Origin of the sequence: Streptococcus mitis, from assembly GCF_047464945.1 — a bacterium.
Classification (GTDB): Bacteria; Bacillota; Bacilli; order Lactobacillales; family Streptococcaceae; genus Streptococcus; species Streptococcus mitis_EA.
On sequence record NZ_JASHAX010000003.1, the window covers coordinates 198037 to 212250 of the forward strand.

General features: G+C 42.0%; 13 protein-coding genes and 1 other RNA gene. 12 read left to right on the top strand and 2 right to left on the bottom strand.

Translation table 11 applies throughout. The features are described 5' to 3' along the window. Positions 1-94: 94 nt before the first annotated feature. The gene (pbp1a, locus tag QM424_RS05320) at positions 95-2251 is read right to left on the bottom strand and encodes a penicillin-binding protein PBP1A (RefSeq protein WP_414393437.1); all 2157 of its coding nucleotides are present in this window, start codon (positions 2249-2251) and stop codon (positions 95-97) included. Beyond that, positions 2248-2844, bottom strand: coding sequence for a Holliday junction resolvase RecU (recU, locus tag QM424_RS05325; protein WP_414393440.1), 597 nt, complete (start codon positions 2842-2844; stop codon positions 2248-2250). Before recU ends, pbp1a begins: the two co-directional genes overlap by 4 nt. A 66-nt stretch (positions 2845-2910) precedes the next feature. Here recU and QM424_RS05330 point away from each other — a divergent pair, with 66 nt between their 5' ends. The 12 genes from QM424_RS05330 (at position 2911) to fni (ending at position 14197) form a co-directional block, all read left to right on the top strand. After that, positions 2911-3438, top strand: a complete 528-nt coding sequence (locus QM424_RS05330) for an SLOG family protein (protein ID WP_000179549.1) — start codon at positions 2911-2913, stop codon at positions 3436-3438. 69 nt (positions 3439-3507) lie between these two features. Further along, positions 3508-3828: a cell division regulator GpsB gene (gene gpsB / locus QM424_RS05335; RefSeq protein ID WP_414393446.1), complete on the top strand. Its 321-nt coding sequence runs from the start codon at positions 3508-3510 to the stop codon at positions 3826-3828. Between the two features lie 29 nt (positions 3829-3857). Next, an RNA gene (gene rnpB / locus QM424_RS05340) (RNase P RNA component class B) lies at positions 3858-4238 on the top strand. An 84-nt stretch (positions 4239-4322) separates the two neighbouring features. After that, positions 4323-5480, top strand: coding sequence for a THUMP domain-containing class I SAM-dependent RNA methyltransferase (locus tag QM424_RS05345; RefSeq protein WP_414393448.1), 1158 nt, complete (start codon positions 4323-4325; stop codon positions 5478-5480). Positions 5481-5492: 12 nt separating this feature from the next. Next, positions 5493-6890 carry a cell division site-positioning protein MapZ gene (gene mapZ, locus QM424_RS05350; RefSeq protein ID WP_414393450.1) on the top strand — a complete coding sequence of 466 codons (1398 nt, stop codon included), beginning with the start codon at positions 5493-5495 and terminating at the stop codon, positions 6888-6890. 75 nt (positions 6891-6965) lie between these two features. Then, positions 6966-8390, top strand: coding sequence for an NADP-dependent phosphogluconate dehydrogenase (gene gndA, locus QM424_RS05355; protein ID WP_414393452.1), 1425 nt, complete (start codon positions 6966-6968; stop codon positions 8388-8390). A gap of 11 nt (positions 8391-8401) precedes the next feature. Next, positions 8402-9091: a response regulator transcription factor gene (locus QM424_RS05360; protein WP_414393454.1), complete on the top strand. Its 690-nt coding sequence runs from the start codon at positions 8402-8404 to the stop codon at positions 9089-9091. A 101-nt stretch (positions 9092-9192) separates the two neighbouring features. Continuing rightward, a complete protein-coding gene (gene cbpF / locus QM424_RS05365; RefSeq protein WP_414393456.1) occupies positions 9193-10167 on the top strand; it encodes a choline-binding protein CbpF in 975 nt (324 codons plus the stop codon). Between the two features lie 228 nt (positions 10168-10395). Further along, on the top strand, positions 10396-11274 hold the full coding sequence (mvk, locus tag QM424_RS05370) for a mevalonate kinase (RefSeq protein WP_414393458.1): 879 nt from the start codon (positions 10396-10398) through the stop codon (positions 11272-11274). After that, on the top strand, positions 11256-12209 hold the full coding sequence (gene mvaD, locus QM424_RS05375; RefSeq protein WP_414393460.1) for a diphosphomevalonate decarboxylase: 954 nt from the start codon (positions 11256-11258) through the stop codon (positions 12207-12209). Before mvk ends, mvaD begins: the two co-directional genes overlap by 19 nt. Beyond that, on the top strand, positions 12196-13203 hold the full coding sequence (locus tag QM424_RS05380) for a phosphomevalonate kinase (protein WP_414393462.1): 1008 nt from the start codon (positions 12196-12198) through the stop codon (positions 13201-13203). The genes mvaD and QM424_RS05380 overlap by 14 nt, the downstream gene beginning before the upstream one ends. Next, positions 13187-14197, top strand: a complete 1011-nt coding sequence (gene fni, locus QM424_RS05385; RefSeq protein WP_414393464.1) for a type 2 isopentenyl-diphosphate Delta-isomerase — start codon at positions 13187-13189, stop codon at positions 14195-14197. Before QM424_RS05380 ends, fni begins: the two co-directional genes overlap by 17 nt. Positions 14198-14214: the final 17 nt, after the last annotated feature.

The following is a 14214-nucleotide window of genomic DNA, read 5'->3' on the forward strand; positions in this document are numbered from 1 at the left end:
CGACTATCTTCCTAGTTTGCTCTTTGATTTTTATTGAGTATTAGCTATCTTGTAGTAAAAACATCCTGAGAATTTCTAACTCTCAGGATGTTTTTTACTGTTGTGGTTGTTGTTGAAATTGAGGAGTTTGAGGTGCTTGTTGTACAGGCTGTCCTTGATTTGGATCAGTTACTGGAGCACTGTTGGGTTGTTGTCCTACTGTGGTGTTTGCCTGTGTAGTTGAACTTTCAGCTGTTGTAGAGGGGTTCTCTACTGACTGTGTTTGTTGGGTAGCAGGTGTAGTCCAAGCATTCTTGGCACCGTTCAAAAAGACAAATTCACCACTTCTGTATACTCCTTCAGGCATTGTCCAATCTCCAGGATGGTCGTTTTGAGAGAGGGAAGTCATCATAGCACGATAGACTTTGGCAGCAACTGTGAGGCCATCACCTACAAGTGGTGTGAGACGATTGGTGTAGCCTGTCCATACAGCCATTGAATATTTACGTGTATAACCTACAAACATTTCATCAGGTGCTACAAACTGAGTCGTCTTGATATGGTTTTCGATTTCTTCATCTGTATAGTTCGAGGTACCTGTTTTACCAGCTTGAGGAAGCCAAGGTAGGTAGGCACCGCGACCAGTTCCGTAAGTCAAGACTGTTTTCATCATCTCTGTCATCATGTAAGCAGTCGTTTCTTTCATGGCTCTTGTGCCAGGGTCAGAAAATTCTTTTTCGCTACCATCGCTAAAGACAACCTTATTGATGTACATTGGTTTGTGGTAAATACCGCCATTTGCGAATGCGGCATAGGCAGTGGCCATTTTTTCACTACTTGCCCCGTATTGTTTACTAGATTCGGTAGTATTACTTGAAATAGCATTTGAGTAGTGAATACTTGGATAGTCGATTCCCAAACCGTTTAGGAAACTTTTAGCTCTATCTAAACCAACCTTGTTTAGTGTCTCAACGGCAGGTACGTTACGAGATTGTTGAAGAGCATATTGCAGAGTAATATTACCGAAATATGCTCGATCCCAGTTGTAGACAGGTGTGCTTGTTCCCGGATAGTTATAAGGAATATCATTAACCATAGTTGCAGTGGAATCATAAACACCGTATTCTATGGCAGGTGCATAATCGGTGATTGGTTTCATTGTTGAACCCCAGTCACGATTGGTTTCCACAGCTTGGTTGGTACCAAATGAAACGTTACTTGCTTGGTGACGAGCTCCAAGTTGGGCGATGACTTTACCATTTGAAACATCTACGACCGTGGATGCGACTTGCAAATCATCGTCAGGGTAAGAGACGTATTGATCGGAGTTGTAGATATCCCACAGATGTTTTTGAGCTTCTTGGTCTACATTTGTGTAAACATCCATCCCAGTAGTTAGAAGGTTATAGCCAGTTTCTTGTTCTACTTGGTCGATAACCTCTTTGAGATAATTGTCCATATATGCTGGGTAGCTATTGACTGATTTCAAACTTTGGAGTCCATCAGTAATAGGAGTATTAATAGCCTTCTCATACTGTTCGGCAGAAATGTAGCCTTGACCTTTCATCTCTGAAAGTACCAAGTTACGACGGTCAAGGGCAGCTTCTGGATGAGCATAGGGATCGTATTGATTCGGAGCCTGTGGCATTCCTGCTAGTAGGGCAAGTTGAGGTAGTGATAGTTCTCTCAAATCTTTGCCGTAATAGTTTTGGGCAGCTGTCTGCATTCCATAGTTTCCGTTAGACATGTAAACTTTATTCACATAGTAGGTCAGAATTTCTTGTTTTGTTGCTTTTTGTTCTAATTGAACAGCCAACCAAGCTTCCTGGGCTTTACGTGAAATGGTCTGATCAGAAGTGGAAGTTGAGAAATAGGTCAACTTAATTAATTGTTGGGTAAGGGTTGATCCTCCCTGGAGGGAGTTGTTTTGTAAGTTACGTAAAAAGGCCCCTATAATTCGGATGGTATCGACACCGCGATGATCGAAAAAACGATGGTCTTCGATCGATACGATAGCCTTGACCAAATCAGTAGGAATTTCGTTGGCCTGAGCGTTTACTCGGCGTTCAGAGCCCAGATCGGCAATCAGTTCGTTTTTACTATCGAAAATCTTACTAGACGTGGTTGCGACTAATTTGCTCTCAGATAGGGCTGGGGCTTTGCTGACGTAATAGAGAAATATGCCTCCTCCCAGCATAACTGCTGTGATAAATAAAGTTAAGAAGCAGATACTCACATACTTAGCTATTCGCAGGATAGTTTGTTTGTTCATCTTGTTTTACCACCTAATAAATGTTCTTTGATAACATTGAGATAGGGAATTTGAGGGAAGGCACCAGCCTTGATTTCATATCCATATTCTCGAATATATCCAAGTGGCATTGATTTTTGTCCCTTATCTTGATGATAGAAGCGAATCAAATCGAATGCCGGCAATAAGTAGGTTTCTTGCAGAGAAGAAAAGTGAAGAAGGACAAAGCAGATTCCTTGTTGGGCAAGGACTTGTTCCATATGCTGAATCTGATGTGGATGGAAATTTTTCATCGGAATCGCACGTTTTTGTTTTGTTTCCTTGGCTTCAAAGTCGATGTAATATCCCTTATAAACGCCAGAATAGTCTGTCGTTGAAGCTTGTCGAAAATAGGCTTCAACAATCTTGGCACGACTTCGTTGTGGATAGTCCACTCGTACGATTTGAATAGGGGTTGGTTTCTTGTGTATAACAGCCAAGCCCTGAGACAAATAGTAGTCGTTGGTAGCATTGATCATCTTTTCAAAAGACATTCCTCGATTTGCGAAATTTTTGGGTTGAGAAAGAGATGGTTGTCTTTTTTGTGATGAAAGTTTATGTGGATAGTTGACCATAATTCTCCTTATTGGTACAATAACATCACTCTATTATACCATAAATTTGCACAGAAAGGGTTAAAAATGGCTACAGCTTTGGTTTTGGGCTATTCTGCTTTTGATTTGGGTTTGTTTTCTGATAAGGATCCTCGTCTTAAATTGATAAAAAAAGCAATACGTAAAGATTTAGAGGCTATGGCAGCAGATGGGGTGTCTTGGCTTGTGTTTACAGGAAGTTTGGGTTTTGAATATTGGGTTTTAGAGGTTGCTCAGGAGATGAAAACCGAGTACGGTTTCCAGTTGGCCACCATTTTTGCTTTTGAAACCCATGGGGAAAATTGGAATGAAGGCAATCAGATGAAACTGAGTCGTTTTAAGCAGGTAGACTTTGTCAAATATGCTTATCCTCGCTATGAGCACAAGGGGCAGTTAAGAGATTACCAGCAGTTTTTGCTGGAAAACACGACTAGTTCCTATCTTTTTTATGATGAAGAAAATGAAACGAAACTAGCTTATTTTTACCAAAAGATGAAAAATCAAGAGGACTATTTTATAAAGAGATTAACATTTGATCAATTAAATGAACTTGCTGAAAATTTTTCCGAAAATTGAAGCTTTGACCTTGATTTTTGTTTGCCTTTTTTTATATAATAATACTAGCAAGCGAGAATGGAGAGAGACATGACAAGTATTATTTTTTCAGCAAAAGATATTTTTGAACAAGAGTTTGGACGTGAAGTTCGTGGGTATAGCAAGGTAGAAGTTGATGAGTTTTTAGACGATGTCATCAAGGACTATGAAACCTATGCTGCCTTGGTCAAGTCACTTCGTCAGGAAATTGCAGATTTGAAGGAAGAATTAGCTCGTAAACCGAAACCTTCACCAGTTCAAGCAGAGCCTATTGAAGCGGCAACTACAAGTTCTATGACGAATTTTGATATTTTGAAACGCTTGAATCGTCTTGAAAAAGAAGTGTTTGGTAAACAAATTTTAGATAACTAAGATTTCTAAGTAGTTATTTGAGATGTGCAATTTTTGGATAATCGCGTGAGGAGAATTTCTTCTCATGAGGAAAGTCCATGCTAGCACAGGCTGTGATGCCTGTAGTGTTTGTGCTAGGCGAAACCATAAGCCTAGGGACGAGAAATCGTTACGGCAGTTGAAATGGCTAAGTCCTTGGATAGGCCAGAGTAGGCTTGAAAGTGCCACAGTGACGGAGTCTTTCTGGAAACGGAGAGAGTGGAACGCGGTAAACCCCTCAAGCTAGCAACCCAAATTTTGGTCGGGGCATGGAGTACGCGGAAACGAACGTAGTATTCTGACTGCTATCAGCTAGAGCTGTTAGTGGTAGACAGATGATTATCGAAGGAAGTGGTCCTAGTCACTTCTGGAACAAAACATGGCTTATAGAAAATTGCATATAGGTTGGGGCTGAGAAATTTTCTCAACCTCATTTTTTAAAGTGGACATATAGAAAGGTCTTATAAGACTGTAACATGAAAAAAGAATTTAATTTAATCGCGACTGCTGCAGCGGGGCTTGAGGCTGTCGTTGGTCGTGAAGTGCGAGAGTTGGGCTACGATTGTCAGGTTGAAAATGGACGTGTTCGTTTTCAAGGAGACGTGAGAGCCATTATCGAGACCAACCTCTGGCTTCGAGCAGCAGATCGTATCAAGATTATCGTAGGAACTTTCCCAGCTAAGACTTTTGAAGAGCTGTTTCAGGGAGTTTTCGCTCTAGATTGGGAAAATTATTTACCACTTGGAGCTCGATTCCCGATTTCAAAAGCCAAGTGTGTTAAATCTAAGCTACACAATGAACCAAGTGTGCAGGCTATTTCTAAGAAAGCTGTTGTTAAGAAATTGCAGAAACACTATGCCCGCCCAGAAGGAGTTCCTCTGATGGAAACTGGTCCGGAGTTTAAGATTGAGGTCTCTATTCTCAAAGATGTGGCAACTGTCATGATTGATACGACAGGCTCCAGTCTCTTTAAGCGTGGTTATCGTACCGAAAAAGGTGGCGCTCCTATCAAGGAAAACATGGCGGCAGCTATTTTACAACTTTCTAACTGGTATCCAGACAAGCCTTTGATTGATCCGACCTGTGGTTCAGGAACTTTCTGTATCGAGGCGGTCATGATTGCTCGAAAGATGGCGCCTGGCCTTCGTCGCTCTTTTGCTTTTGAGGAATGGAACTGGGTCAGCGATCGCTTGATTCAGGAAGTGCGCACAGAAGCGGCTAAAAAAGTAGACCGTGAGCTTGAATTGGATATCATGGGCTGTGATATCGATGCTCGCATGGTGGAAATTGCTAAGGCAAATGCTCAGGCAGCAGGTGTTGCAGGGGATATCACCTTTAAGCAGATGCGCGTGCAGGATTTACGTTCTGATAAAATCAATGGTGTGATCATCTCAAATCCGCCTTATGGGGAACGCTTGTCAGATGATGCAGGGGTTACCAAGCTTTATGCTGAAATGGGTCAAGTATTTGCACCGCTCAAAACTTGGAGCAAGTTTATCCTAACTAGTGATGAAGCCTTTGAAAGCAAGTATGGTAGCCAAGCAGATAAGAAGCGAAAGTTATACAACGGAACCTTGAAAGTAGATCTGTATCAATATTTTGGTCAACGTGTTAAACGTCAAGAGGTAAAATAGAAAGGGATACTCATGAGTAAGAAAAGACGGAATCGTCATAAAAAAGAAAACCAAGAACCACGATTTGATTTTGATGAAGCAAAAGAGTTAACAGTTGGTCAAGCGATTCGTAAAAATGAAGAAGTGGAAGCAGGAGTCTTGCCTGAAGATTCCATTTTGGACAAGTATGTCAAGCAACACAAAGAGGAAATCGAAGCAGATAAGTTTGCGACTCGCCAATACAAAAAAGAGGAGTTAGTCGAAAAAGAAGAAGCTGTTACCTCGACTCTTGATGACTTACTTCAAGAGATTCGTGAGGAGACAGAAGTTGAGTCCTCAGTACAAGAAGATGACTTGAATCAGTTCGATGATTTAGAATTCACATGCGATTCAGAAGTTCCCCCTGTCGAAGAATTTGAGACTGAAGAAGTACAATTGTTTGAAGGAGAAGAGGTTCCAATACTTTCTCGAGTTACGGATAGTGAAGATGGAGAAAGTAAGAAGAAATGGTTGATTTACGGGATCCTAGCAGCGCTAGTGATTCTTATTCTTGGAACTGCTTATTATGTTTACCGTCAAGTGAATCGCTCAACACAGGAAATCCAAACTTCTCAATCATCGTCTAGCGAGCAGAATGTTCAGCCGTTCTTAGAAGATTTCAATAGCCAATACGATGCCTTCTATACAGATAGCAACAAAACGGCTTTGAAAAATAGCCAGTTTGATAAGTTGAACCAACTCAAGACCTTACTTGATAAGCTAGAAGGTAGCCGTGAGCATACGCTTGCCAAATCTAAGTATGATAGTCTAGCAACGCAAATCAAGGCCATTCAAGATGTCAATGCTCAATTCGAAAAACCAGCTATTGTGGATGGTGTGTTGGATACCAATGCCAAAGCCAAATCAGATGCTAAATTTACAGAGATTAAAACTGGGAATACTGAGATTGACAAAGTGCTAGATAAGGCGATTAGCCTTGGTAAGAGCCAGCAAACAAGTGCTTCTAGCTCAAGTTCAAGTCAAACTAGCAGTTCTAGTCAAGCAAGTTCAAATGCGACTAGTGAGACAAAACCAAGTAGTTCAAATGAGACTAGAAGCAGTCGCAGTGAAGTCAATATGGGTCTATCGAGTGCAGGGGTTGCTGTTCAAAGAAGTGCTAGTCGTGTTACCTATAATCAGTCTGCTATTGATGATAGTAATAACTCTGCCTGGGATTTTGCGGATGGTGTCTTAGAACAAATTTTAGCGACTTCACGTTCACGTGGTTATATCACTGGTAACCAATACATCCTTGAACGTGTCAATATCGTTAATGGCAATGGTTATTACAATCTCTATAAGCCAGATGGAACCTATCTCTTTACCCTTAACTGTAAGACAGGCTACTTTGTTGGAAATGGTTCTGGACATGCGGATGCCTTGGACTATTAAGCAGTCGTTACAAAATTCTTTCTTTTCAAAAGTAAAAATGATAAAATAAAACAAATTAAACAAGAGGAGTGTCAAATGACAAAAGCTAACTTTGGTGTCGTTGGTATGGCCGTAATGGGTCGTAACCTTGCCCTTAATATTGAATCTCGTGGTTACACAGTTGCTATTTACAACCGTAGTAAAGAAAAAACTGAAGATGTAATTGCTTGCCATCCTGAAAAGAACTTTGTACCAAGCTATGACGTTGAAAGTTTTGTAAACTCAATCGAAAAACCTCGTCGTATCATGCTGATGGTTCAAGCTGGACCTGGTACAGATGCTACTATCCAAGCCCTTCTTCCACACCTTGACAAGGGTGATATCTTGATTGACGGAGGAAACACTTTCTACAAAGATACCATCCGTCGTAATGAAGAATTGGCAAACTCAGGTATCAACTTTATCGGTACTGGGGTTTCTGGTGGTGAAAAAGGTGCCCTTGAAGGTCCTTCTATCATGCCTGGTGGACAAAAAGAAGCCTACGAATTGGTTGCTGACGTTCTTGAAGAAATCTCAGCTAAAGCACCAGAAGATGGCAAACCATGTGTGACTTATATCGGCCCTGATGGAGCTGGTCACTATGTGAAAATGGTTCACAACGGTATCGAGTATGGGGATATGCAATTGATCGCAGAAAGCTATGACTTGATGCAACACTTGCTAGGTCTTTCTGCAGAAAATATGGCTGAAATCTTTACTGAATGGAACAAGGGTGAATTGGACAGCTACTTGATCGAAATCACAGCTGACATCTTGAGCCGTAAAGACGATGAAGGCCAAGACGGACCAATCGTAGACTACATCCTTGATGCTGCGGGTAACAAGGGAACTGGTAAATGGACTAGCCAATCATCACTTGACCTTGGTGTACCATTGTCACTCATCACTGAGTCAGTATTTGCACGTTACATTTCAACTTACAAAGAAGAACGTGTGCATGCTAGCAAAGTACTTCCAAAACCAGCTGCTTTCAAATTTGAAGGAGATAAGGCTGAGTTGATTGAAAAAATCCGTCAAGCCCTTTACTTCTCAAAAATCATTTCATACGCACAAGGTTTTGCTCAATTGCGTGTAGCTTCTAAGGAAAACAACTGGAACTTGCCATTTGCAGACATCGCATCTATCTGGCGTGATGGCTGTATCATCCGTTCTCGTTTCTTGCAAAAGATTACAGATGCTTACAACCGTGATGCAGACCTTGCTAACCTTCTTTTGGATGAGTACTTCTTGGATGTTACTGCTAAGTACCAACAAGCAGTGCGTGATATCGTAGCTCTTGCTGTTCAAGCTGGTGTACCAGTGCCAACTTTCTCAGCAGCTATTACTTACTATGATAGCTACCGTTCAGCTGACCTTCCGGCTAACTTGATCCAAGCGCAACGTGACTACTTTGGTGCCCACACTTACCAACGTAAAGACAAAGAAGGAACATTCCACTACTCTTGGTATGACGAAAAATAAGTAGGTCTGCCATGGGGAAACGGATTTTATTACTTGAGAAAGAACGAAATCTAGCTCATTTTTTAAGTTTGGAACTCCAAAAAGAGCAATACCGAGTTGATCAGGTTGAGGAGGGGCAAAAAGCCCTCTCCATGGCTCTTCAGACAGACTATGACTTGATTTTATTGAATGCTCAACTGGGGGATATGACAGCCCAGGATTTTGCAGATAAGCTGAGTCGGACTAAGCCAGCTTCAATCATCATGGTCTTGGACCATCGTGAAGAATTGCAAGACCAGCTTGAGACAATCCAACGCTTTGCCGTTTCTTACATCTATAAGCCAGTTATTATTGAGAATCTGGTAGCTCGTATTTCAGCGATTTTCCGAGGTCGGGACTTCATCGACCAACACTGTAGTCAGATGAAGGTTCCAACATCTTACCGCAATTTGCGTATGGATGTAGAACATCATACCGTTTATCGTGGCGAAGAGATGATTGCTCTGACGCGTCGTGAGTATGATCTTTTGGCTACACTTATGGGAAGCAAGAAAGTTCTGACTCGTGAGCAGTTGTTGGAAAGTGTCTGGAAGTATGAAAGTGCGACCGAAACCAATATCGTGGATGTCTATATCCGTTATCTACGTAGCAAGCTTGATGTAAAAGGTCAAAAAAGCTACATTAAAACCGTGCGTGGTGTCGGTTACACCATGCAAGAATAGAAAAGCAGTTGCAGTTCATTGTAACTGCTTTTTTGAGGGGTTTTCTATATATTGACATGCAGTTTGGTCTTTGCTATAATCAGTTATGGAGGATACGTCTAATGAAAGTAATAAAAAAATTGATGCAAATCGCATTAGCATTCTTTTTCTTTAGCTTACTGGCAACAAGTGCAGTATTGGCGGATGATGCTGATTCAGAAGGTTGGAAATTTGTCCAAGAAAATGGTAGAACTTACTACAAGAAGGGTGACATCAAAGAAAAGGCCTGGCGAGTGATTGATGGCAAGACCTATTATTTTGATTATGTATCAGGAGAAATGGTTGTCGGCTGGCAATATATCCCGTTTCCATCTAAAGGTAGTACAATTGGTCCTTATCCAAATGGTTTGAGATTAGAATCTATGCCAATGCCAGAATGGTACTACTTTGGACAAGATGGTGTCTTACAAGAATTTGTTGGCAAGCAAGTTTTAGAGGCAAAAACTGCTACAAATACCAACAAACATCATGGGGAACAATATGATAGTCCAGCAGAGAAACGAGTCTATTATTTTGAAGATCAACGTAGTTATCACACCTTAAAAACTGGTTGGATTTATGATGAGGGGCACTGGTATTATTTACTGAAGGATGGTGGCTTTGATTCTCGCATCAACAGATTGACTGTTGGGGAGCTAGCACGTGGTTGGGTTAAGGATTTTCCTCTTACATATGATGAAGATAAGCTAAAAGCTGCTCCATGGTATTATTTAGATCCAACAACTGGTATTATGCAAACTGGTTGGCAATATATTGGTAACAAGTGGTACTATCTCCGTTCATCAGGAGCTATGGCAACTGGTTGGTATCAAGACGGCTCAACTTGGTATTATTTAGACCAGTTAAATGGTGATATGAAAACGGGCTGGCAATACCTTGGTAACAAGTGGTACTACCTCCGTTCATCAGGAGCCATGGCAACTGGTTGGTTCCAGGTCAATGGCAAATGGTACTACGCTTATAGCTCAGGTGCTTTGGCAGTGAATACGACCGTAGATGGCTATTCTGTCAACTATAATGGTGAATGGGTTCAATAATGAAAGAGGCGATTGTGAAGGAAACAATCGCTTTTTTTGTGAAAATATAATAAAATAGATAGGAGAGAATAAATACTTGTAGGAAAAAATAATACTCTTCGAAAATCAAATTCAAACCACGTCAGCGTCGCCTTACCGTACTCAAGTACAGCCTGCGGCTAGCTTCCTAGTTTGCTTTTTGATTTTCATTGAGTATGAGACGGCTTTTTCGTCTAGTAAAAGGAAAACATGACAAAAAAAGTGGGTGTCGGTCAGGCACATAGTAAGATTATTTTAATAGGGGAGCATGCGGTTGTTTACGGTTATCCTGCTATCTCCCTGCCTCTTTTGGAGGTGGAAGTGACTTGTAAGGTAGTTCCTGCAGTGAGTCCTTGGCGTCTCTATGAGGAGGATACTTTGTCCATGGCGGTTTATGCTTCACTGGAGTATTTGGATATCAAAGAAGCCTGCATTCGCTGTGAGATTGACTCAGCTATTCCTGAAAAACGGGGCATGGGTTCGTCAGCAGCTATCAGCATAGCGGCCATTCGTGCGGTATTTGACTACTATCAGGAAGAACTGCCTCATGATGTACTAGAAGTTTTGGTCAATCGGGCTGAGATGATTGCCCATATGAATCCAAGTGGTTTGGATGCTAAGACCTGTCTCAGTGACCAGCCTATTCGCTTTATTAAGAATGTAGGATTTACAGAGCTTGAGATGGATTTATCCGCCTATTTGGTGATTGCCGATACGGGTGTTTATGGTCATACTCGTGAAGCCATCCAAGTGGTTCAAAGCAAGGGCAAGGATGCCCTACCGTTTTTGCATGCCTTGGGAGAATTAACACAGCAAGCAGAAGATGCGATTTCACGAAAAGATGCTGAGGGGCTGGGGCAAATCCTCAGTCAAGCGCATTTACATTTAAAAGAAATTGGTGTTAGTAGCCCTGAGGCAGACCATCTGGTAGAAACGGTTCTTAACCATGGTGCTTTAGGTGCCAAGATGAGCGGTGGTGGGCTTGGAGGCTGTATCATAGCCTTGGCAGACAATTTGATACACGCACAAGAACTAGCAGAAAGATTAGAAGAGAAAGGAGCTGTTCAGACATGGATAGAGAGCCTGTAACAGTACGTTCCTACGCAAATATTGCTATTATCAAATATTGGGGAAAGAAAAAAGAAAAAGAGATGGTGCCTGCTACTAGCAGTATTTCTTTGACTTTGGAAAATATGTACACGGAGACGACTTTGTCATCTCTACCGATGGATGCGACAGCTGATGCCTTTTATATCAATGGTCAGCTACAAAATGAGGCGGAGCATGCCAAGATGAGTAAGATTATTGATCGTTATCGTCCAGATGGTGAGGGCTTTGTCCGTATTGATACTCAGAACAATATGCCTACCGCGGCGGGTCTGTCCTCAAGTTCTAGTGGTTTGTCCGCCCTGGTCAAGGCTTGTAATGCTTATTTCAAGCTTGGATTAAATCGGAGTCAGTTGGCGCAGGAGGCAAAGTTTGCCTCAGGCTCTTCTTCTCGGAGTTTTTATGGACCACTCGGTGCCTGGGATAAGGATAGTGGAGAAATTTACCCTGTAGAGACAGACTTGAAACTAGCTATGATGATGTTGGTGTTAGAGGACAAGAAAAAACCAATCTCTAGCCGTGACGGGATGAAACTCTGTGTGGAAACTTCGACGACTTTTGACGACTGGGTACGTCAGTCTGAGAAGGATTATCAGGATATGCTGGTTTATCTCAAGGAAAATGACTTTGTCAAGGTTGGGGAATTAACTGAGAAAAATGCCCTGGCTATGCACGCTACGACAAAGACAGCATCGCCAGCCTTTTCTTATCTGACGGATGCATCTTATGAAGCCATGGACTTTGTCCGCCAGCTCCGTGAGCAAGGAGAATCTTGCTACTTTACTATGGATGCCGGTCCTAATGTTAAGGTCCTCTGTCAAGAGAAAGACTTGGAGCATTTATCTGAAATCTTCAGTCATCGTTATCGCTTGATTGTGTCAAAAACAAAGGATTTGAGCCAAGATGATTGCTGTTAAAACTTGCGGAAAACTCTATTGGGCAGGGGAATATGCTATTTTAGAGCCAGGGCAGTTAGCCTTGATAAAGGCTATTCCCATCTATATGAGGGCTGAGATTGCTTTTTCTGATAGTTACCGTATCTACTCAGATATGTTTGATTTCGCAGTGAACTTGACGCCCAATCCTGCCTATAGCTTGATCCAAGAAACGATTGCTTTGGTGGAAGATTTCCTGACTTATCGAGGTCAGGATTTAAGGCCTTTTTCTCTAGAAATTCGTGGGAAAATGGAACGAGAAGGGAAAAAGTTTGGTCTAGGTTCTAGCGGTAGCGTCGTTGTTTTGGTCATCAAGGCTTTGCTGGCTCTGTATAATCTTTCGGTTGATCAGGAGCTCTTGTTCAAGCTGGCTAGCGCGGTCTTGCTCAAGCGCGGAGACAATGGTTCTATGGGGGACCTTGCCTGTATTGTAGCAGAGGATTTGATTCTCTACCAGTCATTTGATCGCCGGAGGGTGGCTGCTTGGTTGGAAGAAGAAAACTTAGCGACCGTTTTAGAGCGTGATTGGGGATTTTCAATTTCACAAGTAAAACCAACTTTAGAATGTGATTTTCTAGTGGGATGGACCAAGGAAGTGGCCGTATCTAGTGATATGGTCAAGCAAATTAAGCAAAATATCAATCAGAATTTTTTAAGTTCCTCAAAAGAAACAGTGGCTACTTTGGTAGAAGACTTGGAGCAGGGGAAAGCCGAAAAAGTTATCAAGCAAGTAGAAGTAGCCAGTCAACTTTTAGAAGGCTTGAGCGCAGATATTTACACGTCTTCTCTTAGACAGCTGAAAGAAGCCAGTCAAGATTTGCAGGCTGTTGCCAAGAGTAGCGGCGCTGGTGGTGGTGACTGTGGCATTGCCTTGAGTTTTGATGTGCAGTCAACTGAAACCTTAAAAAATCGTTGGGCCGATCTGGGGATTGAGCTCTTATACCAAGAAAGGATAGGACATGACGATAAATCGTAAGGATGAACACATCCGCTATGCCCTTGAGCAGAAAAGTTCCTATAATAGCTTTGATGAGGTGGAGTTGATTCATTCTTCCCTGCCTCTTTATGACCTGGATGAAATCGATCTTTCCACAGAATTTGCTGGTCGAAAGTGGGACTTTCCCTTTTATATCAATGCCATGACAGGTGGGAGTGATAAGGGCCGAGAAATCAATCAAAAGCTGGCTCAGGTGGCGGAAGCCTGTGGGATTTTGTTTGTGACGGGTTCTTATAGTGCAGCTCTCAAAGATTCAACAGATGATTCTTTTTCTGTCAGATCTAGTCATCCAAATCTCCTCCTTGGAACCAATATTGGATTGGACAAGCCTGTTGAGTTGGGACTTCGGACTGTAGAAGAAATGGATCCTCTTCTTCTGCAAGTGCATGTTAATGTCATGCAGGAATTACTCATGCCCGAGGGAGAAAGAAAGTTCAGAAGCTGGCAATCGCATCTAGTAGGCTATAGCAAGCAAATCCCCGTTCCTATTGTTTTAAAGGAAGTAGGCTTTGGGATGGATGTAAAGACCATCGAGAGAGCCTATGAACTGGGCGTTCGAACCTTTGATCTGTCAGGTCGTGGTGGTACCAGCTTTGCTTATATCGAAAATCGTCGCAGTGGTCAGCGTGATTATCTCAATCAATGGGGCCAGTCTACTATGCAAGCCCTTTTCAATGCCCAAGACTGGAAAGACAAGGTCGAACTTTTGGTCAGTGGAGGGGTTCGGAATCCGCTGGATATGATTAAGTGTCTGGTTTTTGGTGCCAAGGCTGTGGGACTGTCTCGAACAGTTCTGGAATTGGTTGAAACCTACACAGTTGAAGAAGTGATTGGCATTGTTCAAGGCTGGAAAGATGATTTACGATTCATTATGTGTGCCCTTAACTGTGCAACTATATCAGATCTGCAAAACGTAGACTATCTTCTTTACGGCAAACTAAAAGAAGCAAATGATCAGATGAAAAAGGCGTAACCACCGCCTTTTTTCCA